This window comes from Weizmannia sp. FSL K6-3076, from assembly GCF_038007245.1.
In the GTDB taxonomy this organism is placed as follows: domain Bacteria; phylum Bacillota; class Bacilli; order Bacillales; family Bacillaceae_C; genus Weizmannia; species Weizmannia faecalis.
In genome coordinates this window covers 1,909,814-1,930,363 of sequence record NZ_JBBOWU010000001.1, presented here as the reverse complement: position 1 = coordinate 1,930,363, position 20,550 = coordinate 1,909,814, and the positions used below count along the sequence as shown (strand labels likewise).

General features: G+C 48.4%; 22 protein-coding genes. 20 read left to right on the top strand and 2 right to left on the bottom strand.

Annotated features, from left to right (window positions below; translation table 11 throughout):
- The first annotated feature begins 87 nt into the window (after positions 1–87).
- The 8 genes from hemW (at position 88) to mtaB (ending at position 9,330) form a co-directional block, all read left to right on the top strand.
- Positions 88–1,221, top strand: a complete 1,134-nt coding sequence (gene hemW / locus NSS95_RS09145) for a radical SAM family heme chaperone HemW (RefSeq protein ID WP_014097967.1) — start codon at positions 88–90, stop codon at positions 1,219–1,221.
- Between the two features lie 99 nt (positions 1,222–1,320).
- A complete protein-coding gene (hrcA, locus tag NSS95_RS09140; RefSeq protein WP_014097968.1) occupies positions 1,321–2,349 on the top strand; it encodes a heat-inducible transcriptional repressor HrcA in 1,029 nt (342 codons plus the stop codon).
- A 110-nt stretch (positions 2,350–2,459) separates the two neighbouring features.
- Positions 2,460–3,122, top strand: a complete 663-nt coding sequence (grpE, locus tag NSS95_RS09135) for a nucleotide exchange factor GrpE (RefSeq protein ID WP_017550562.1) — start codon at positions 2,460–2,462, stop codon at positions 3,120–3,122.
- A 34-nt stretch (positions 3,123–3,156) separates the two neighbouring features.
- Positions 3,157–4,983 carry a molecular chaperone DnaK gene (dnaK, locus tag NSS95_RS09130; protein WP_014097970.1) on the top strand — a complete coding sequence of 609 codons (1,827 nt, stop codon included), beginning with the start codon at positions 3,157–3,159 and terminating at the stop codon, positions 4,981–4,983.
- A 132-nt stretch (positions 4,984–5,115) separates the two neighbouring features.
- Positions 5,116–6,252, top strand: coding sequence for a molecular chaperone DnaJ (gene dnaJ / locus NSS95_RS09125; RefSeq protein ID WP_014097971.1), 1,137 nt, complete (start codon positions 5,116–5,118; stop codon positions 6,250–6,252).
- A gap of 22 nt (positions 6,253–6,274) precedes the next feature.
- Positions 6,275–7,213, top strand: coding sequence for a 50S ribosomal protein L11 methyltransferase (gene prmA, locus NSS95_RS09120; RefSeq protein WP_014097972.1), 939 nt, complete (start codon positions 6,275–6,277; stop codon positions 7,211–7,213).
- A gap of 6 nt (positions 7,214–7,219) precedes the next feature.
- Entirely contained in the window at positions 7,220–7,972 is a 753-nt protein-coding gene (locus NSS95_RS09115) for a 16S rRNA (uracil(1498)-N(3))-methyltransferase (protein WP_017550561.1), read from the top strand.
- Between the two features lie 5 nt (positions 7,973–7,977).
- Positions 7,978–9,330 (top strand): tRNA (N(6)-L-threonylcarbamoyladenosine(37)-C(2))-methylthiotransferase MtaB, encoded by a 1,353-nt coding sequence (gene mtaB / locus NSS95_RS09110; RefSeq protein ID WP_017550560.1) that lies wholly within the window; start codon positions 7,978–7,980, stop codon positions 9,328–9,330.
- 159 nt (positions 9,331–9,489) lie between these two features.
- On the opposite strand, the gene NSS95_RS09105 is transcribed toward mtaB, so the two are convergent.
- Positions 9,490–10,413, bottom strand: a complete 924-nt coding sequence (locus NSS95_RS09105; protein ID WP_017550559.1) for a Na/Pi symporter — start codon at positions 10,411–10,413, stop codon at positions 9,490–9,492.
- A 66-nt stretch (positions 10,414–10,479) separates the two neighbouring features.
- Positions 10,480–10,764 (bottom strand): acylphosphatase, encoded by a 285-nt coding sequence (locus tag NSS95_RS09100; RefSeq protein WP_017550558.1) that lies wholly within the window; start codon positions 10,762–10,764, stop codon positions 10,480–10,482.
- Positions 10,765–10,964: 200 nt separating this feature from the next.
- On the opposite strand from NSS95_RS09100, the gene rpsU reads away from it, so the two are divergent.
- From rpsU to NSS95_RS09040, 12 genes are all read left to right on the top strand, one after another.
- Positions 10,965–11,150, top strand: a complete 186-nt coding sequence (rpsU, locus tag NSS95_RS09095) for a 30S ribosomal protein S21 (protein WP_014097977.1) — start codon at positions 10,965–10,967, stop codon at positions 11,148–11,150.
- A 14-nt stretch (positions 11,151–11,164) separates the two neighbouring features.
- Entirely contained in the window at positions 11,165–11,611 is a 447-nt protein-coding gene (locus NSS95_RS09090; protein WP_026104524.1) for a GatB/YqeY domain-containing protein, read from the top strand.
- Between the two features lie 192 nt (positions 11,612–11,803).
- Positions 11,804–12,088, top strand: coding sequence for a sporulation protein YqfC (yqfC, locus tag NSS95_RS09085; RefSeq protein ID WP_013859690.1), 285 nt, complete (start codon positions 11,804–11,806; stop codon positions 12,086–12,088).
- 12 nt (positions 12,089–12,100) lie between these two features.
- Complete coding sequence (gene yqfD / locus NSS95_RS09080; RefSeq protein WP_014097980.1) at positions 12,101–13,294, top strand: sporulation protein YqfD; 1,194 nt, start codon at positions 12,101–12,103, stop codon at positions 13,292–13,294.
- Positions 13,291–14,244 carry a PhoH family protein gene (locus NSS95_RS09075; RefSeq protein ID WP_026683228.1) on the top strand — a complete coding sequence of 318 codons (954 nt, stop codon included), beginning with the start codon at positions 13,291–13,293 and terminating at the stop codon, positions 14,242–14,244. The genes yqfD and NSS95_RS09075 overlap by 4 nt, the downstream gene beginning before the upstream one ends.
- A gap of 136 nt (positions 14,245–14,380) precedes the next feature.
- Positions 14,381–16,444 carry an HD family phosphohydrolase gene (locus tag NSS95_RS09070; protein ID WP_340713863.1) on the top strand — a complete coding sequence of 688 codons (2,064 nt, stop codon included), beginning with the start codon at positions 14,381–14,383 and terminating at the stop codon, positions 16,442–16,444.
- Positions 16,445–16,478: 34 nt separating this feature from the next.
- Complete coding sequence (ybeY, locus tag NSS95_RS09065) at positions 16,479–16,949, top strand: rRNA maturation RNase YbeY (RefSeq protein WP_340713862.1); 471 nt, start codon at positions 16,479–16,481, stop codon at positions 16,947–16,949.
- Positions 16,933–17,328, top strand: coding sequence for a diacylglycerol kinase family protein (locus tag NSS95_RS09060; protein ID WP_340713861.1), 396 nt, complete (start codon positions 16,933–16,935; stop codon positions 17,326–17,328). The genes ybeY and NSS95_RS09060 overlap by 17 nt, the downstream gene beginning before the upstream one ends.
- Before the next feature lie 360 nt (positions 17,329–17,688).
- Positions 17,689–18,597: a GTPase Era gene (gene era / locus NSS95_RS09055; protein WP_013859684.1), complete on the top strand. Its 909-nt coding sequence runs from the start codon at positions 17,689–17,691 to the stop codon at positions 18,595–18,597.
- A 118-nt stretch (positions 18,598–18,715) separates the two neighbouring features.
- Complete coding sequence (locus NSS95_RS09050; RefSeq protein ID WP_064485115.1) at positions 18,716–18,859, top strand: YqzL family protein; 144 nt, start codon at positions 18,716–18,718, stop codon at positions 18,857–18,859.
- Positions 18,860–18,898: 39 nt separating this feature from the next.
- Positions 18,899–19,666, top strand: coding sequence for a DNA repair protein RecO (recO, locus tag NSS95_RS09045; protein WP_013859682.1), 768 nt, complete (start codon positions 18,899–18,901; stop codon positions 19,664–19,666).
- A gap of 241 nt (positions 19,667–19,907) precedes the next feature.
- Positions 19,908–20,549 (top strand): helix-turn-helix transcriptional regulator, encoded by a 642-nt coding sequence (locus NSS95_RS09040; protein WP_013859681.1) that lies wholly within the window; start codon positions 19,908–19,910, stop codon positions 20,547–20,549.
- The last annotated feature ends 1 nt before the right edge of the window (position 20,550 follow it).

The following is a 20,550-nucleotide window of genomic DNA, read 5'->3' as shown; positions in this document are numbered from 1 at the left end:
GGCGGGTAGGGAGCGGATTGGCGGCTGTCCGCGCGCTCCTTTTCCCCGGGGCATGCCCGTGATGAAAACAAATAAGGTTGTGATGCAATGAAAGCCGCATATATTCATGTTCCATTTTGTGAACATATTTGTTATTACTGCGATTTCAATAAATTTTTGTTAAAAGGCCAGCCGGTGGATGAATACATTGAGATGCTGCTGGAAGAAATGCGGATCAAAACGGCTGAAGCCCCTTGTGAAAAGCTGAGCACGGTCTTTGTCGGAGGTGGCACGCCGACCGCGCTGAATGAGCGGCAGCTTGAAAAACTGCTTGCCGCAATCCGCACGATCCTGCCTTATGACGGGGACGGGGAGTTTACATTTGAAGCCAATCCCGGGGAAACGTCAGAAGAGAAGCTACGCCTTCTGCATGACTACGGTGTCAACCGGCTGAGTTTCGGCGTCCAGTCGTTCAATGACCGGCTGCTTGAGAAAATCGGACGGACCCACCGCCGGGAAGATGTCTACCGGACGATCAGCCATGCGAGAAAGATCGGTTTTTCCAATATCAGCATGGATTTGATGTTCGCGCTTCCCGGGCAGACGCTTGAAGATTTCCGCGAAACGCTTGACGAAGCCTTGTCGATGGGGCTGCCGCATTATTCAAGTTATTCGCTGATCATTGAGCCGAAGACGATTTTTTACAATCTGCTGCGGAAAGGAAAACTCCGCCTGCCGTCACAAGATGCGGAAGCGGATATGTACAGCATGTTAATGGACGAGATGGAAAAGCACGGCCTAAAGCAGTATGAGATCAGCAATTTTGCCACACCCGGCTATGAAAGCCGCCACAATCTCGTCTATTGGAATAATGAAGAATATTTCGGTTTCGGCGCCGGCGCCCATGGGTATGAAAAAGGTGTCCGCCTGTCCAATTACGGCGCATTGAAAAAATATATCGGCATGCTCCGGGACGGGTGCCTCCCTGTTATGGAAACACATACAGAGACAAAAAAAGAAAAAATGGAAGAAGAAATGTTTCTCGGGCTCAGAAAAAACGAAGGCGTCCGTTTCCGCCATTTCCGTGAAAAATTTGGAGTGGATATGAAAGAAGTTTTTGCAGGCGCGATCAAAGAAATGACAGAACGCGGGCTTCTTGAAGAAAAGGGCGGTTCTCTCCGGCTGACAAGGGAAGGGCGTTTTCTCGGCAATGAAGTCTTTGAAGCTTTTCTCCTCAGTTGACGCTTGATGTAAATATATTGACAACAACAGGGGATTTTGTTAATTTATTTATATAAATTAGCACTCGTTTATACGGAGTGCTAACAGGGGTGATGGAAGTTGTTAACTGATCGTCAGCTGTTGATTTTGCAAGTGATCATTGATGACTTTATTCGTTCCGCCCAGCCGGTAGGTTCCAGGACGCTTTCCAAGAAAAACGGCATTTCCTTCAGTTCCGCTACGATCCGGAATGAAATGGCAGATCTTGAGGAACTTGGGTTTATTGAAAAAACACATACGTCATCCGGCAGGGTACCTTCTGAAAAAGGGTACCGTTATTACGTCGATCATCTTCTGTCGCCACAAAAACTGGGACCGGCAGACATATCGCAGCTTCATTCGATTTTTGCCGAAAAAATAGACGAAATGGAAGAGCTTGTGAAAAAGTCTGCCCAAATCCTTTCCGAAATGACGAACTACACGGCGATTCTGCTTGGCCCGGAAGTCAAAGATACGAAACTGAAAAATATGCAGATCGTCCCGCTGAATGAAAAAACGGCGGTTGCCATTATGATTACCGATACCGGCCGCGTGGAGAACAAGACGATTTCGCTGCCGGAAGGATTCCGCCCGGGCGAACTTGAAAAAATGGTCAATATTTTTAACGAGCGGCTGGCCAATGTGCCGATTCCGGATTTAAGGGATAAAATATATAAAGAAGTCGCTGACATTTTGCGCAGCCATACTGAAAACTATGAATCGATCCTGAAGACCGTAATCAGCATGTTCAACGAAAACCGGCATGATAAAATTTTTGTCGGCGGGAAAGCCAATATTTTGAACCAGCCGGAGTTCCATGACCTTGAGAAAGTCCGTCCCCTTCTTGATATGATAGAACGGGAAGACAGTTTTTATGACCTGGTCAAACGCGTGCCGAGCGGCATTCACGTAAAAATCGGGAAAGAAAACCAGATTTCCGAGATGGCAGATTGCAGCATGATTACAGCCACCTATTCGATCGGTAACCAGCCGGTCGGCAAAATTGCAATTTTGGGCCCTACGCGCATGGAATATTCACGCGTCATCAGCATAGTGGATTTCTTGAGTAATGATATGACCAACGCCTTGACGAAACTGTATGACGGATAGGCAATACGGGCATATTGGGTAGGGAGGCTTAAAGCGCAAAAGCACATGCTTTAAGTCCTTTCTTACTGGACTTTTTTATGCCCGTCTCATTTTAAAGGGGGTGAACGCTCATGGCAGACGAACAAAACAAACGTGCTTCAGAAGAAGTGAAAGACGAACAAAAACGGGCTTCGGATGAAGTGAAAGAAGGACAAATTGAATCCGTTTTTGCGGAAGAAAAAGATACGGAAAATCAGCAGGCGCCGCCAGAGGGCGAAGGTAATGGAGCGGAAAAGGCGGAGAAGCCTGAAACCGAAAATGCCGCTGAAGAACTGAATAAAGCAAAAGAGGAGATTGAGAAATTGCGGAATGAGCTCGATCAGGCTGAAAACCGTTATCTCCGCCTGCGCGCAGATTTTGACAATTACAGGCGCCGCGTAAATCTGGACCGCGAAGCAGCCGAGAAATACAGGGCACAGGATCTGATTGTGAACCTGCTGCCGGCGCTTGACAATTTTGAACGCGCGCTGTCCATGGCTGAAAAAAATGAACATACGGCCCAGTTGCTGGACGGGATGGAAATGGTCTACCGCAGCATTTTGGAGGCGCTGAAAAAAGAAGGCGCAGAACCGATTGAAGCACTCGGGAAAGAATTCGACCCGCACTATCACCAGGCGATCATGCAGGGGCAGGAAGAAGGCACTGCGTCCAATGTTGTGATCGAGGAATTCCAAAAAGGGTACATGTTAAAAGACAGGGTGATCCGCCCGTCCATGGTGAAAGTGAACGAGTAACGCGCTTTACATAATTTTTAAGGGAGGCATTATCATGAGCAAAATTATCGGCATTGACTTAGGTACGACGAACTCATGTGTCGCAGTTTTGGAAGGCGGCGAACCGAAAGTCATTCCGAACCCGGAAGGAGGCAGGACAACACCGTCTGTTGTCGCTTTTAAAAACGGGGAACGCCAGGTAGGGGAAGTCGCCAAACGCCAGGCGATCACAAATCCGAATACGATTATCTCGATCAAACGCCATATGGGCACGACACACAAAGTCACGGCGGAAGGAAAAGAATATACGCCACAGGAAATTTCCGCCATGATTCTGCAATACTTGAAATCGTATGCGGAAGATTATCTGGGCGAAAAAGTCGAAAAAGCGGTCATTACGGTCCCTGCTTATTTCAATGATGCCCAGCGCCAAGCAACGAAAGACGCCGGGAAAATTGCCGGGCTTGAAGTCGAACGGATTATCAACGAACCGACTGCCGCAGCGCTGGCATACGGCCTTGATAAAACGGATGAAGACCAGACCATCCTTGTATTTGACCTTGGCGGTGGTACATTTGACGTCTCCATCCTTGAACTCGGCGACGGCGTCTTTGAAGTGCACGCGACAGCCGGTGACAACCATCTCGGCGGCGACGACTTCGACCAGGCCATCATCGATTACCTTGTCAGTGAATTTAAGAAAGAACACGGCATCGACCTGTCGAAAGACAAAATGGCGCTCCAGCGTTTAAAAGATGCGGCTGAAAAAGCGAAAAAAGATTTGTCAGGGGTCACTTCCACCCAAATCTCGCTGCCGTTTATTACAGCAGGGGAATCAGGCCCGCTCCACCTGGAAATGACGTTAACCCGTGCGAAATTCGACGAACTGACGGCAGACCTTGTTGAACGGACAATGGGCCCGACACGCCAGGCGTTGCAGGATGCAGGGCTCACGGCGAATGACATCGATAAAGTCATCTTAGTCGGTGGCTCAACCCGGATTCCGGCCGTTCAGGAAGCGATCCGCAAAGAAATCGGGAAAGAACCGCATAAGGGTGTCAACCCGGATGAAGTCGTGGCGATGGGTGCCGCAATCCAAGGCGGCGTATTGACCGGGGATGTGAAAGACGTCGTGCTTCTCGACGTTACGCCGCTGTCGCTCGGAATTGAAACAATGGGCGGCGTGTTCACGAAATTGATTGAGCGCAACACAACGATCCCGACTTCAAAATCGCAAATCTTTTCAACTGCAGCGGATAACCAGACAGCCGTTGACATTCATGTCCTGCAGGGCGAACGCCCGATGGCTGCCGACAACAAAACGCTCGGCCGTTTCCAATTGACCGATATTCCGCCGGCACCGCGCGGCATTCCGCAAATCGAAGTTACGTTTGATATTGATAAAAACGGGATTGTCAATGTCAGCGCAAAAGACCTTGGCACTGGCAAACAGCAAAAGATTACGATCAAATCGTCCACCACTTTGTCCGATGAAGAAATCGAACGGATGGTAAAAGAAGCGGAAGCGAACGCCGAAAAAGACAAGAAGCGCAAAGAAGAAGCGGAACTCCGCAATGAAGCCGACCAGCTTGTATTCACTGCTGAAAAAACATTGAAAGAACTGGAAGGAAAAGTGGACGCATCTGAAATTTCCAAAGCCGAAAAAGCAAAAGACGAATTAAAAGCGGCCATTGAGAAGAACGATCTCAATGAAATCAGGCAGAAAAAAGATGCGCTGCAGGAAATCGTCCAAGACTTGTCCGTCAAGCTGTATCAGCAGGCGGCACAACAGCAGCAAAACACGGATGCCGGGGGAGACGGAAAAAAAGATGACAATGTTGTCGACGCTGATTTTGAAGAAGTCGATGATAATAAAAAATAACGATAAAACAATACGGCCCATTTCAGCATGAGTCAGGAAAAAAGTCAAAGTCTGGTCTATTCTCGGCTTTGACTTTTTTCTTATGCGAATGCTACAATTACCTTTATGTGAACGTTTCGGGAGTGAGAAGAAATGAGTAAACGGGATTACTATGAAGTGTTGGGCGTCGCGAAAGATGCATCGAAAGACGAGATAAAAAAAGCGTACCGCAAGCTTTCCAAAAAATACCACCCGGATATTAACAAAGCGCCTGATGCTGCAGAAAAATTCAAGGAAATCCAGGAAGCGTACGAAGTGTTGAGCGATGACCAGAAACGCGCTCAATATGACCAGTTTGGGCATGCAGGGCCGAACCAGGGCTTCGGGGGCGGAAACGGTTTTGGCGGATTCAGCAGCTCGGATTTTGACAGTTTCGGTTTTGAAGATATTTTCAGCACTTTCTTTGGCGGTGGCAGAAGAAATGACCCGAATGCGCCAAGGCAGGGGGCTGATTTGCAATATACGATGACGCTTGAATTTGAGGAAGCGGTGTTCGGGAAAGAGACGGACATCCGGATTCCGCGCGAGGAAACTTGTGACACCTGCCACGGAACCGGGGCAAAACCGGGAACGCATCCGAAAGAATGCCCGCACTGTCACGGAACCGGCCAGCTCAATACCGAGCAATCGACACCATTCGGTCGGATTGTAAACCGCAGGGTATGCCATTACTGCGGCGGTACAGGCAAGATCATTACAGACAAATGCAAAACTTGCGGTGGTACCGGAAGAGTGAAAAAGCGCCGCAAAATTCATGTCAAAATTCCGGCCGGCATCGATGACGGGCAGCAGCTCCGCGTTGCAGGCCAGGGTGAACCGGGCATAAACGGCGGACCGGCCGGCGACCTGTACATTATTTTCCATGTCCGGCCGCATGAACTGTTCGAACGGGACGGCGATGACATCTACTGCGAAATCCCGATTGCTTTTACCCAGGCTGCTTTAGGCGACGAAATCGAAGTGCCGACGTTGCACGGGAAAGTTAAATTAAAAATTCCGGCCGGCACACAATCCGGCACGAAATTCAGGCTGCGCGGGAAAGGCGTGCCAAACGTCCATGGGCACGGCACCGGCGACCAGCATGTCATCACGAGAATTGTCACCCCGACGAAGCTCACCGAACGGCAAAAACAACTATTGCGTGAATTCGCCGAAGTGAGCGGAGAGGTCCCGGATGAACAAAGCAGCAATTTTTTTGACAAAATGAAACGGGCATTTAAAGGGGACTAAACAGGAATGGAGTGAGGCGTTCATGAAATGGTCGGAAATTATGATTCACACCACGAATGAAGCGGTGGAGCCGATTTCGAATATTTTATATGAAGCGGGCGCCGGCGGGATTGTGATCGAGGACTCGGATGAGCTGCTGAAAGAGCACGACGACCAGTACGGTGAAATTTATGAACTGGATCCGGACGATTTTCCGGAAGAAGGGGTCATCATTAAAGCCTATCTGCCTGTGAACAGCTTTTTAGGTGAAACTGTCGAGGAAATTAAACAGGCGATTACCAATCTGACCACTTTTGATATTGATATCGGCCCGAACAAGGTGACGATCAGCGAAGTGCATGAAGAAGAATGGGCAACGGCATGGAAAAAATACTACAATCCCGTGAAAATATCCGAAAAATTTACGATTGTGCCGACGTGGGAAAATTATGAGCCGGTATCAAGCGATGAGCTGATCATTGAACTGGACCCCGGCATGGCGTTCGGCACCGGCACCCATCCGACCACGGTCATGTGCATTCAGGCATTGGAACGAACGGTAAAACCGGGCGACTCGGTGATGGATGTCGGCACCGGTTCCGGCGTGTTAAGCATTGCCAGCGCCATGCTTGGAGCAGAGCGGGTGCTTGCACTTGATCTGGACGAGGTGGCGGTTCGGGCGGCTACGCTCAATGTGAAACTCAATAAAGTCCAAAACCGGGTAACCGTCAAACAAAATGATCTGTTGAAGGGCGTAAACGAACAAGCCGATGTGATGGTGGCCAATATTCTTGCTGAAGTGATCGCCCGTTTTGCTGAAGACGCATTCGGACATGTCAAACCGGGCGGCCATTTTATTGCTTCCGGAATTATCCGGCAAAAAAAGGACCTTGTCGTGGACGCACTCACTTCTGCCGGCTTCATCATTGAAGAAACGATGGTCATGGAAGACTGGGTTGCGCTCATCGCAAAGCGCGGGTGATTGGCCATGCAGCGTTATTTTTTGGATCGGCCGTATCGCGGTGAGCAGGAAATCCGCCTGAGTGGCGAAAATTACCATCATATCGCGCGCGTCATGAGAATGTCCGTCGGAAGCCGCTTCTATGGTGTATTTTCAGATGAAAAGGTGTGCATTTGTGAAATCGGGGAGATTACAGGTGATGCCGTTGTGGCCCGGATTACCGGATGGGAAACCGCTGTAAAAGAGCTTCCGGTCCATGTGACGGTATCATGCGGACTCCCGAAAGCGGATAAACTGGAATGGATCATCCAAAAGGGAACAGAGCTCGGCGCCTTTCAATTTTTGCCTTTCCTTGCAGAAAGATCCGTTGTAAAATGGGACACAAAGAAAGAAGCAAAAAAACGCGAACGCTGGCAAAAGATTGCCCGGGAAGCCGCAGAACAGTCGCACCGCAGCCACTTGCCTAAAGTCAGCCCCCCTGTTTCTTTCCAGCAGCTGATCGAAGAAAGCCATACATATCAATATAAGCTGGTTGCTTTTGAAGAAAATGCAAAAGAAGGGGAACAGCACCGGTTTGCGGAAATGTTGTCAAACATGTCGGAAGGCGGCAATGTACTGGCCGTTTTCGGGCCGGAAGGGGGCCTGTCCCTTGATGAAATCAAAAAGCTTGAAGCAGCCGGATTTGTATCCTGCGGCTTAGGTCCGCGCATTTTGCGGGCGGAGACGGCGCCTTTATATGTACTTTCTGCCATAAGTTACCATTTTGAATTAATGAGGTGAAGAGGATGTCAACCGTAGCATTCCATACATTAGGATGCAAAGTGAACCATTATGAGACGGAAGCCATGTGGCAGCTGTTTAAAAAAGCGGGCTATGAAAGAACCGACTTTGAAACGAATGCCGATGTCTACGTGATCAATACCTGTACGGTCACCAATACAGGAGACAAAAAGAGCCGTCAGATCATCCGCCGGGCAGTCCGACAAAACCCGGACGCCGTCGTTTGCGTGACCGGCTGTTATGCGCAAACCTCGCCGGGCGAGATCCTCGAAATTCCCGGTGTCGATGTCGTTGTCGGCACACAGGACCGTACCAAAATGCTTGGGTATATTGAACAGTACCTGAAAGAGCGCAAACCGGTCAATGCTGTGAAAAATATTATGAAAAACCGTGTGTATGAAGAAATGGAAGTGCCGTATTTTACCGACCGGCACCGGGCTTCCTTGAAAATCCAGGAAGGCTGCAACAATTTCTGCACATTTTGCATCATCCCGTGGGCACGCGGCCTGATGCGGTCAAGAGATCCCGAAAAGGTCATCGCGCAAGCCCAAAAGCTTGTCAATGCAGGCTATAAAGAACTGGTTTTAACCGGCATTCATACGGGCGGCTACGGCCAGGACTTAAAAGATTACAATCTTGCAATGCTGCTAAAGGACCTGGAGGAAAAAGTGCAGGGGCTGAAACGCGTCCGCATTTCGTCCATTGAAGCCAGCCAGCTGACGGATGAAGTGATTGACGTGATTAAACATTCGAAAGTCGTTGTCCGCCATATGCATGTTCCGATCCAGTCCGGTTCTGACACGGTGCTGAAAAGAATGCGCCGAAAATATACGATGGACCAGTTCGCGGAACGGATTACCAAATTGAAAGAAGCATTGCCGGGTCTTGCACTGACTTCTGATGTCATCGTCGGCTTCCCGGGTGAAACGGAAGAAGAGTTTATGGAAACATACAATTTCATAAAAGAACACCGGTTTGCGGAACTCCATGTTTTCCCGTACTCGCCTAGGACAGGCACGCCTGCTGCCAGAATGAAGGACCAGATTGATGAAGAAATCAAAAATGAACGTGTCCATCGCATGATTGCATTAAGCGACCAGCTGGCAAAAGAATATGCATCCCAATTTGAAAACGAGGTGCTTGAAGTCATTCCGGAAGAGCCGTTCAAAGAAGATCCGGAAAGCGGGCTGTACGAAGGCTATACAGATAATTACCTGAAAGTCGTTTTCCCGGCCACCCCGGATATGGTTGGAAAACTCGTCAAAGTGAAAATTACAAAAGCCGGGTATCCTTATAATGAAGCACAGTTCGTCAGAGTGATGGACGATGTCATGCCGGCCGTAAACGAAGCCATGTAACGAAAAACAAGATGGGCCTGTTTGCCCGAAAAGGCGTGCCCGATATAAAGGCAGCCCCCCACAAACAGAATGGCGTTTAAGAGGCCGGGGCAGCTTTCGGATAAAATGCCCATCCTTTAAAGCATATGGCAAAAACAACCGGGCTTTGGGCCCGGTTGTTTATTTTTTTCCATGAAAAGCGATGATAAACCGGCCAAATCTTTCGGAAAAGGGCAAAACAGCCAGTGAGGATAGAAGATTAAACAATAGGCTTGCATGGGCAAGCTGCTGTTCCGGATTAGCCGACAGCATCCGGCAGGTGTCCGCGAGCACATGGAGGAAAGGCAAAAACACAAGCGCCCCTCCGGCATTCAGCCAGACATGGGTAAATGCCGTCAGCCTTGCTTCCTCTCCGGCCCCGATGCTTGCCAGAAGACCGGTGATACATGTCCCAATATTGGCCCCGAGCATGATGCTAATCCCGGTTTCAAGCGGGAATACCCCGGCTGCAAGAAAACCCATCGCCATCCCGATCGTCACGGTGCTAGACTGGATCGCTGCAGAAAGCAAGATTCCGAGTAAGAAAGCGGACAAGAGGTGGGTATTTAAAACGGTAAACAAATGCTGGACAAAAGCGGTTTTTGATACCGGCACGGCAAGCTGCTCAAATCCGCGCATCGCCCCGAACACAAGCGAGAGGCCGAACAGAATCATCCCGGCGCTTTTGACGCGGCCTTTTCCGAAAAAATAGAAAACTGCCCCTGCCCCCAAAAAAGGCAGGCTCAAAGAGGAGAAGTCAAATGTCAGCAATTCAAGTGTGAAAGTCGTGCCAATATTTGTGCCCAAAATGATTCCGATCGATTGCGAAAACGTCAGCATTCCGGCAGAAACGAGCCCGACAGTGATGACCATCACGGCGGAGCTGCTTTGTAAAAGCGCCGTCAAAACCATCCCGAACAGCATCGCGGACAGCGGCCGGCCTGCCAGTTTTTTCAGCATGTTTCCGGCATGGCCGCCGGATAAGGCAAACAGCCCGGTCCGCAGCCGGTGAATGCCGAATAAAAACGTCACCGTTAACAAAAGAAATGAAAGTAAATAAAGCATGTCCTTCCCCCCGTATGATCATATGGAAAGGGGAGAAGGAACATGCCTTTTTATTTGGGAATTCATTTAATACAACACACGAAAATCACGGTACTGTTCTTGTTGCTGTAAATAGTCAATATCCATTCCGGTTACTTTTGCAAAGCGCGACGGCCCTTTTTTCAGCCCGCGGATAAATTGTTCCATCTCTTTTTTCTCGCCTTGCGCCATCACTTCGACAGTGCCATCGTCTTTGTTGCGGACCCACCCGCATATATTGTATTGTTTTGCCAAAAATTGGGTGTGGTAGCGGAAGCCGACGCCCTGCACCCTTCCTGAAACAATGATATGTAGCGTCTCCTGTTGATTCATCGTCTCCCTCCAATCGTTTCCATCCATCTTTGATCTCTATTATACCAAAAGGAGGAACAGGCGGGGCAAATAAGCAAAAGCCAAATCACGAAAGACAAGGCGCAAATGTTGACCGGTTATGGAGGATATTATATAATAATAAAGTGCACGGGTTGCTCAACCTGACATGTAACCGTTTGTGTTCGGAGGGAGGGAAAGAAATGTCTAAAACTGTCGTTCGAAAAAACGAGTCGCTTGATGATGCGCTTCGCCGCTTTAAACGTACTGTTTCGAAAACCGGAACTTTACAGGAATATAGAAAGCGCGAATTTTACGAAAAACCAAGCGTAAGACGCAAAAAGAAATCAGAAGCTGCTAGAAAAGCTGCTAAAAAACGTAAGTGGTAAGAGAGGGTGGAATGATGAGTCTTCTCGAGCGTTTAAATAGCGATATGAAGCAAGCGATGAAGAACAAAGATAAAGAAAGACTCTCCGTAATTCGTATGCTTAAGGCAGCTGTTCAAAACGAAGCGATCAGGCTCGGAAAAGACGGTTTGACGAATGATGAAGAGTTAACAGTCCTTTCTCGCGAAGTAAAGCAACGGAAAGACTCCCTCCAAGAATTTAAAAATGCAGGTCGCAGTGACCTTGTTGAAAAAGTCCAAAACGAATTGGCATATGTGAACGCATATTTGCCGGAGCAGCTTTCTGAAGACGAAGTGCGTGAAATTGTCCGGCAGACCATTGAAGAAGTGCATGCCGGGTCAAAAGCTGATTTCGGAAAAGTCATGGGAGCCGTCATGCCAAAAGTAAAAGGCAGAGCTGACGGTACGGTTGTGAGAAATATTGTGCAGCAGCAATTATCCTGACCTTTCTCATATAAGCCGGAAATCATTATGATTTCCGGCTTTTCGCTATGTTTTTTGCGCCTCTTTGCCGTATCCTTGAGCAGGAAACGAGGGTTTCCAAACGGCCCTGGACGTTTCGGACAAAAAAACTGCAAATAAAGTGATGAACCCCTTTTTTGTTTCATAAATATGAGATGAAAGGGGGTTCTTTTTATGGCAAAAAAATGGCGGCAGCATTTGCAAAACTGGATGTCACAAAAAATGGACCTTCCGCAGGATGTCATGATGGACCTTCCGAGAATCACGATGATCGGTCAAATCCATATTTATGTTGAGAACCACCGCGGCCTTTTGACTTTTTCCGATAAAGAAGTCCGGCTGCTTTTAAAAAACGGGCAGCTGTTAATCAAAGGCCGGTCTTTTGTCATCAAAACGATCTTGCCCGAAGAAATTTTACTGGAAGGCAAAATAGATGAAGTGTTGTATTTGAACGGATAGGGGTGGCTATGGTTGAAAAATCATTGGGTAACTTTTTTACAGGGGTCGGTGGCTGTAAAAATTGAGGGAAAAGGGATCGAACGTTTTATCAACCAGCTGACAAGGGCCGGCCTCGCTGTTTGGAATGTCAGGCGGCAGGGCACTATGGCCGTCACGTTCGAATTGCGCCTTTCAGACATTCACCAGCTCAGAAAAGCAGTAAGGGGACAAGATTTGCATGTCCGCTTTTTAAGGGGGCGCGGCGTTCCTTTTTTATGGAAAAGGACGCTGAAAAACGCCGGATTCCTGTTCGGTTTTTTTCTCTTTCTTGCCGTGATCACGGTGCTTTCCAACATGGTTTGGGGCGTGGAGATCAAAGGTGCAACACCAAAAACCGAGCACGAAATCCGCAAACAATTGGACAAACTGGGTATTCAAACAGGGCATTCACAGTTTTTTCTCGATGATATTGAAACCATCCAGCGCAAGCTGACAAACAATCTTCCGGACGTGACATGGGTCGGCGTGGAGCTGCGCGGGACAACCTATCATTTTACCGTTGTGGAGAAAAACATGCCGGAACCGGTGAAACATCCGGGCCCACAGCATCTTGTCGCTTCACAGAAAGCAGTGGTGGAAAATATGTTTGTTGAAAAAGGTAAGCCGGTTGTAAAAATTAACCAGTATGTGAAAAAAGGCCAGCTGCTTGTTTCCGGTGTCATTGGGAATGATAAAGAAAAATACCCTGTGGCAGCCAAAGGGAAAGTATACGGAAAAACGTGGTATAAAACGGCGGTTGAACTTCCGCTTTCCTCTCGTTTTCAAGTCTACACCGGCAATGCAGCCCAAAAATATTATATTGGAATCGGGTCGATGAAGCTGCACGTATGGGGCTTCCGGAACCCCCGTTTTAAACAGTACCGGACATCGGAAGAAGCAGAAAAAGTCAAGTTTTTAAAATGGACATTGCCGATCCGCTTTATCAGGGAAACGGTCCGTGAGAAAGAAGAGCGGGACAGAAATTATACCAAAAAAGAGGCCGAAGCAGAAGCAAAAAAATTAGCAAGGCAGGATTTGCACAAAAAACTGCCAAAAGAAGCAACCGTTACGGATGAATATGTTTTGCAAGAACATGTCCGCAATGGTACATTAAAAATGATGATTTATTATGAAGTAGTAGAAAATATCGCAATCGCAAAACCAATTGCTCAAGGAGACTTAGAATGACAGAAGAAAGTACGGCAAAACTTCAATTGGAGAATACAAACGAAGCAGTGCTTTTATTCGGCATTTCCGACCATCATTTGAAAATGCTTGAGGATGCCTACGGGGTCCACATCCTCACCCGCGGCGAAACGATCCAGGCAAGCGGCAAAGAAGATGCGGCACAAAGGGTGATCGCCGTCATGTCCGAACTGCTTGGTTTGATTAAAAAAGGCATCCCGATCAGCGGGCGCGATGTGCTTTACGCTGTCGAAATGGAAAAAAAGGGCCATCTTGAATATTTGGCAAGCCTGTACGAAGAAGAAATTGCCCGGAATGCGAAAGGGAAAGCGATCCGGATCAAGACATTCGGGCAGCGCGACTATATCCAGGCAATCCGCCATCATGACCTTGTGTTCGGCATCGGCCCGGCCGGAACGGGGAAAACGTATTTGGCTGTTGTCATGGCGGTGAATGCTTTAAAAAGCGGCGAGGTAAAACGGATTATTTTAACCCGCCCAGCTGTTGAAGCGGGGGAAAGCCTCGGGTTTTTGCCGGGGGATTTGAAGGAAAAAGTCGATCCGTATTTGCGCCCGCTCTATGATGCATTAAACGATGTGCTCGGCGCGGAGCATACACAGCGCCTGATTGAAAGGGAAACAATCGAAATTGCCCCGCTTGCCTATATGCGCGGGCGCACGCTTGATGATGCGTTCGTCATTCTCGATGAAGCGCAGAATACGACACAGGCACAAATGAAAATGTTTCTAACGCGCCTCGGTTTTCACTCTAAAATGGTGATTACAGGGGACAGAACGCAGATTGACCTGCCAAAAGGCGCGGAATCCGGCCTTTTGACGGCTGAAAGAGTACTGGAGAAAGTCCGCGGCATTTCATTCGTCTATCTGGAAGAAAGTGATGTCGTTCGCCACCCGCTTGTTGCGAAAATTATCGAAGCTTATCAAAACGCATAACCCGGGCCGTGGCACCCGGGTTGTTTTGCCATGCATTTTTTCCAGAAAACTGATATGATGGTACCGTTAAGAGCGATTGCAAAAGGCGGTGTACGAAAAGCAAATGAAAATTCCCGGGCAAATGGGCAGGTTGCGGATGATGTTAAGCTTTAAATGGTTTACATTCGTGATCCTGTTTTTACTGGCCCTTATTTTATTCGGCATTTTTTATCCGAACATCAGGCCACAGACGTATGATATTAAGTTATTTTCAGTTGCGAACAATACGATCCGTTCTCCAAAAACGATCGTCGATGATGAAAAAACAAAAGAAGAAAAACAGCTGGCGGCCGCCAGTGTTGCGAAAGTCTATACGTTTGACAGCGGCCTGGCACAAAACCGGGTTTCGCTGATGGATTCGATTTTTGACGTTGCAGAAGAAGTGAACGCGGAATATAAAAATAAAAAACACGGCGGAAAAAACAGCAGCGGGCTGCAGGAAGAGAAGCTGGCAAAATTGAAGGAAATATTGTCTGAAAATGTGTCCGGCAATGTGACCGGTTCGATTTCCGACACAAGTTTTCGCGCGCTTTTGTCCGCTACCCCGGATGAATTGAAAGCGGCAAGAAACATTGTCGAAACGAATGTCAATGAGGCACTTAGCCAAAAAGTGACAGAAAACAATGCGGCTGAAGCCAAAAGCCGGGTGGCCTCGCAAATCGAAAGGTCGGGGTTAAAAGCGGGTATCCGGAATGCTGCGTCCGAGCTTGGTCAATATGCGATCGTGCCCAATTATGTGTACGATGCAAAGCTGACGGAAAAAAGAAGGCAGCAGGCGAGGGATAACGTTGAACCGGTGAAAATCCTGCAGGGACAGGTTATCGTCCAGGAAGGGCATCTGATCGACCGGGAAACTTACCGCGAACTCCAGCTGCTCGGGCTGTTAAAAAGCAGCGGATCGGTTAAGCCGTATATCGGATTGGCTTTATTTGCCTTTTTTGCATCTGGCGTTTTGTACCTCTATACGAGCCGGATGCGCGCAACGGAAGAAGAAAAGCAAAACCGGCTTGTCATGGCCGGGCTGATTCTTGTCATCGCCCTGGCATTGATGAAGCTGGCGGGTATTTTAACCCATCTTGAGATTCCGGGTATCGAATACGCTTATCCGGCCGCAATGGCGCCGCTGCTCGCTCGGATTTTGCTCAGGGACCGTTCCGCATTTTTGCTTTCAGCCCTGCTTGCCGCTTGTGCGAGCATCGAATTTCATGGCGACATTGCAGATACATTTAACGCCGAGATGGTTGTATACGCGCTTATTACAGGGACAGGGGGCATTTTGCTTTTACCGAAACGGCCGGAGCGCACCCGGTTGTTTCAAACCGGGATTTTTGCAGCGCTATTGAATGTGCTTGCCGTCTGTGTCATCTATTTTTTGAATGCCGGCCAAATCGTAAAAGCGGACTTTTTATATACCCTTTTATTTGCGTTTCTTTCCGGCATTTTGTCCGCTGTGTTCGTGATGGGGCTGCAGCCGTTTTTTGAAGCAGCGTTCGGCATTTTGTCGCCGATCCGCCTTGTGGAGCTGTCCAATCCGAACCACCCGCTTTTGAAAAAGATTTTAACGGAAGCACCGGGCACGTATCACCATAGCCTGATGGTTGCCAATCTTGCCGAAGCGGCTTGTGAAGCGATCGGGGCGAACGGCCTCCTTGCCAGGGTCGGCAGTTATTATCATGATATCGGGAAAACAAAACGGCCCGCATTTTTTATCGAAAACCAGCTGAACGTCCCGAATCCGCATGACCGCCTTTCGCCTGAAACAAGCAGGGACATTATTATTGCCCATGCGAAAGACGGGTCGGAAACATTGAAAAAATATAAGCTGCCGAAAGCCTTTTCGGATATTGCCGAACAACATCACGGCACGACTTTGCTGCAGTATTTTTACCATAAGGCAAAAGCGCAAAACCCGGATGTAAAAGAAGAAGCGTTCCGTTACCCAGGTCCAAAGCCGCAGACGAAAGAAGCGGCTGTCCGGTCCATGAACCATCCGACGCCCGATGATATTCAAAATTTAGTCGGCAATATTGTGCAAGGGCGGATCATGGATGGGCAATTTAATGAATGTGACATTACTTTGAAAGAACTGGAGACCGTTAAACGCACGCTTTGCGAGACGCTTAACGGCATCTTTCATTCAAGGATCCAGTATCCGAAATAAGGATCCCGTAAAAATAAGAAAAAGGATGGCTGACATGACATTATCACTCGATATGATGGATGAAACAAATGAGCTTGAAGCGGAGCATCTCGAGCTTGTCCGGACATTGCTCGATTATGCTGCCCGTCAGGAAGGGGTGGAGGACGGCACCGAGTTGTCGGTAACGTTTACGGATAATGAAGGGATCCGCGAAATCAATCGCGATTACCGCGGCAAAGACCAGCCGACCGATGTCATTTCGTTCGCGCTTGAAGAAATGGGGGAAGGGGAGATCGAAATTACCGGTGCAGAAATGCCACGCGTGCTCGGGGATATTATCATTTCCGTGCCGCGGGCAAGGGAGCAGGCAGGAGAGTACGGGCATTCGTTTGAAAGGGAACTCGGCTTTTTGGCGGTTCACGGATTTCTTCACCTGCTCGGCTATGACCATATGACAAAAGAAGATGAAACGGAAATGTTCGGGCGCCAAAACGAGATCCTCGATCGCTATGGACTTAAACGATAAAAAAATCCCGAAATACCGCACCCCTTTCCGGCCGGCTGTGGAGGGGCTGTTTGCAACCATCCGGCAGGAACGGAATTTCCGTTTTCATCTTCTGGCGGCGTTTTGCGCTTGTTTGCTCGGCTTTTTCTTCTCCCTTTCCAAAACAGAATGGATCGCCATTTTAATTTCCATTTTCGGCGTGATCGCAATGGAGCTGATGAACACAGCAATTGAGCGGGCGGTTGACCTTACCGTGGGGCATAAATACCACCCGCTTGCCAAGCTTGCGAAAGATGCAGCGGCGGCGGCGGTCCTGATGTGGGCCGTGCTTGCGGCCATTATCGGCTGCATCGTATTTCTTCCAAAATTATGGCATGTATTCCAGGGAGCGGCTTTTTAATGCGGCTTCTTTTTTATGGCCCGCTTCTCCCCGCCTGAAAAAGCAGATGGCGGATCCGGCCGGGCTGCCGTACAGTTAGGGGCGCCAACGGGATCTGCCGCAATTTGAAAGGCGCAGGCCGTTGCGCTAAAATAAAGGTAATCGCATTGCTTGAAAACGGCCATGGCATGCAAGTGACGCTAAAATCAGTGCAAACACGCCACGAGTCGACAATATTTTCACGAACCTTTAAAATATTCAAAAGTAATGAAAAATACATTTTAACTTTCGGGCATATTTGTAGTAAAATATAGGTAAGGGGAAAAGATATGGAAACAATGGTAAAGCTGCTTTCGGGCGCTTATTCAACGGAGGATTTGCATGGAACAACCAACATATAAATCAGGCTTTATTTCTATCATTGGACGCCCGAATGTCGGGAAGTCCACTTTCATCAACCAGGTGGTCGGGCAAAAAATCGCCATCATGAGCGATAAGCCGCAGACCACAAGGAATAAGATACAGGGCGTTTACACAGCTGATGATGCACAGATGATTTTTATTGATACACCTGGCATCCATAAACCGAAGCATAAGCTTGGCGACTTCATGGTAAAATCAGCCACGGACACATTAAAAGAAGTGGACCTGATTTTATTTATGGTCAATGCGGAAGAAAAACGCGGCCGCGGCGACGAGTACATTATCGACCTGCTTAAACACGTGCGCACGCCTGTTTTTTTGGTCATCAACAAAATTGACCTCGTCCATCCGGATGATTTGCTTGCCTTTATTGAACAGTACAAAGATTTATACCCGTTCCGTGAAGTGGTCCCGATTTCCGCGCTCGGAGGAAATAACGTCGGCCGGCTGCTCGGTGCCATCAAGGAATATTTGCCGGAAGGGCCGCAGTATTATCCGGCGGACCAGGTGACGGACCATCCGGAACGGTTCATCATTTCGGAACTGATCCGCGAAAAAGCATTGCAGCTTACAAGAGAAGAAGTGCCGCATTCGATTGCAGTTGTCATTGAGAAAATGGAGCAGGCGGAGAACAAGGATGTCATCCGCGTGATGGCGACGATCGTTGTCGAACGGCCGTCCCAAAAGGGGATTATCATCGGCAGGCAGGGAAGTATGCTGAAAGAGATCGGCAAAAGAGCAAGGGCTGATATTGAAAATTTGCTCGGGTCGCAAGTTTATTTGGAATTATGGGTAAAAGTGCAGAAAGATTGGCGGAATAAAATCAGCCAGCTGCGCGATTTCGGTTTCCGGGAAGACGAATATTGATTTTGGCGCCCGCTTTTGGTTGTAAATTTTTACCCCGAATGTTTGCGTGTCCCCTGGTGAAGCTATTAAAGACTTTTAATGAAATTTCATGACCTACAACATGAAAGGCGTGGTGAATATGTTAGAATTTACCTGGAAAGTCTTTGCGGATACCGGCAATATTGATACGTACCTGCTTTTTAAGGAACTGGAAAGGGACCGGCGCCAGGACCAGTATGAACGTGACGAAGATCCGGCAGATGCGGATTTTTCCATTACTTAAGGATATGCCGCACTGCCTGCCGGGCAAGAGGTGGAGAGGTTGTTTGAAAAATGTGAAGGGATCGTCATTAAAAATACCGACTACGGCGAATCCAATAAAATCCTGCATATTTACACGAGAGAATTTGGGAAGCTGGGCTTTATGGCGCGCGGAGCCAAAAAGCCGAACAGCCGGCTGGCTGCGGTTTCCCAGGTTTTTACATATGGGAATTTCCTTTTTCAGCCGTCGCGCGGCCTTGCCACCCTTCAGCAGGGAGAGGCCGTCTCACCGATGCGCCATATCCGCGAAGATATTTTTAAAACGGCGTATGCTGCCTATGTGGTGGAACTTTTAGGCCGGGCGGTTGAAGATAGAAAAAAGAATCCGTTTTTGTTCGAACTTTTGCTCCGGACACTCGAATATATTGATGAAGGCTATGACCCGGAAATTATCAGGGACATCTTTGAAATGAAGATGCTGAATGTGCTCGGCATGTACCCGGTGATGGACCGATGTGCGGTATGCGGAAACACGGAAGGGCCCTTTGCGTTTTCCATCCGGGAAAATGGCCTTCTTTGCCACCGCTGTTTTGCGCGCGACCCGTACCGGCTTCCGTTGCCACAGCCGGTTATCCGCCTGCTCCGGCTTTTTTATTTTCTGGACATCAACCGGCTCGGCAGCATTTCTGTCAAAGACTCGACAAAAAAAGAACTGAGAACGGCCATTTCCATGTATTATGATGAATATACCGGCCTGCAATTGAAAGCCGGCCGGTTTCTCAGCCAGATAGAGGCGCTTGAAAAAAAGCTTGGGCCGGACAATGCATAAGGCTTCCCCGTATAGAAGGGAAAAGGAGGGCTCTCCTTTCTGCCTAGGGCTGGATGATGCATCATGCACGGCCCGCGGTTTGGTTTCAAACTGTTTTTGCCTGGCCGTAAAATGCATGACCCGCTATTGGAGTATACGCAGCTGTCTTCCGAAATATCAATGGCATTTTGATGTATAATGATGGCAGATAAGGACAGATTCCTGTAAATGTGTTATACTATTGTCTTGCATGGTTGTGTGAATGAAGGCGGTGATTACGATCGAATTAACGAAAAGGCAGGAACAGATTCTCGAGATCGTCAAAACGAACGGGCCGATTACAGGCGAGCACATCGCCGAAAAGCTGAATTTAACGCGGGCAACGCTCCGGCCGGATCTTGCTATTTTGACAATGGCAGGTTATTTGGATGCACGCCCGCGCGTCGGCTATTTTTATACCGGAAAAACGAGCACGCAGCTTCTTACGGAAAATTTAAAACATATTTACGTAAAAGATTACCAGTCTCTGCCGGTCGTGGTTAACGAGAATATGTCCGTGTACGATGCCATCGTAACGGTTTTTCTTGAAGATGTCGGCACGCTTTATGTCGTCGACAATGCATCCCATCTGACCGGTGTTCTGTCGCGGAAAGATTTGTTGCGGGCAAGCCTTGGAAACAAAGACTTATCCGCATTGCCGGTGCATATCATTATGACAAGAATGCCGAATATTACCTGCTGCAAAAAAGATGATCTTCTGATTGATGTGGCAAAAAAGCTGATTGAAAAACAAATTGACTCGGTGCCGGTTGTGAAAGAAACAGAAACCGGGCTTGAAGTGACCGGACGGATAACGAAAACGAATATCACGAAAGCATTCGTTGAACTTGCAGACGGCGATTAAA

Coding starts and splice junctions, on each gene's coding strand:
- grpE (WP_017550562.1), top strand. CDS start 2,460: ATGGCAGACGAACAAAACAAACGTGCTTCAGAAGAAGTGAAAGACGAA.
- NSS95_RS09070 (WP_340713863.1), top strand. CDS start 14,381: ATGATGTTAAGCTTTAAATGGTTTACATTCGTGATCCTGTTTTTACTG.
- hemW (WP_014097967.1), top strand. CDS start 88: ATGAAAGCCGCATATATTCATGTTCCATTTTGTGAACATATTTGTTAT.
- NSS95_RS09090 (WP_026104524.1), top strand. CDS start 11,165: ATGAGTCTTCTCGAGCGTTTAAATAGCGATATGAAGCAAGCGATGAAG.
- NSS95_RS09040 (WP_013859681.1), top strand. CDS start 19,908: ATGAAGGCGGTGATTACGATCGAATTAACGAAAAGGCAGGAACAGATT.
- rpsU (WP_014097977.1), top strand. CDS start 10,965: ATGTCTAAAACTGTCGTTCGAAAAAACGAGTCGCTTGATGATGCGCTT.
- yqfC (WP_013859690.1), top strand. CDS start 11,804: ATGGCAAAAAAATGGCGGCAGCATTTGCAAAACTGGATGTCACAAAAA.
- mtaB (WP_017550560.1), top strand. CDS start 7,978: ATGTCAACCGTAGCATTCCATACATTAGGATGCAAAGTGAACCATTAT.
- era (WP_013859684.1), top strand. CDS start 17,689: ATGGAACAACCAACATATAAATCAGGCTTTATTTCTATCATTGGACGC.
- NSS95_RS09050 (WP_064485115.1), top strand. CDS start 18,716: ATGTTAGAATTTACCTGGAAAGTCTTTGCGGATACCGGCAATATTGAT.
- NSS95_RS09100 (WP_017550558.1), bottom strand. CDS start 10,764: ATGAATCAACAGGAGACGCTACATATCATTGTTTCAGGAAGGGTGCAG.
- NSS95_RS09060 (WP_340713861.1), top strand. CDS start 16,933: ATGGACTTAAACGATAAAAAAATCCCGAAATACCGCACCCCTTTCCGG.
- dnaJ (WP_014097971.1), top strand. CDS start 5,116: ATGAGTAAACGGGATTACTATGAAGTGTTGGGCGTCGCGAAAGATGCA.
- prmA (WP_014097972.1), top strand. CDS start 6,275: ATGAAATGGTCGGAAATTATGATTCACACCACGAATGAAGCGGTGGAG.
- NSS95_RS09115 (WP_017550561.1), top strand. CDS start 7,220: ATGCAGCGTTATTTTTTGGATCGGCCGTATCGCGGTGAGCAGGAAATC.
- ybeY (WP_340713862.1), top strand. CDS start 16,479: ATGACATTATCACTCGATATGATGGATGAAACAAATGAGCTTGAAGCG.
- dnaK (WP_014097970.1), top strand. CDS start 3,157: ATGAGCAAAATTATCGGCATTGACTTAGGTACGACGAACTCATGTGTC.
- NSS95_RS09075 (WP_026683228.1), top strand. CDS start 13,291: ATGACAGAAGAAAGTACGGCAAAACTTCAATTGGAGAATACAAACGAA.
- NSS95_RS09105 (WP_017550559.1), bottom strand. CDS start 10,413: ATGCTTTATTTACTTTCATTTCTTTTGTTAACGGTGACGTTTTTATTC.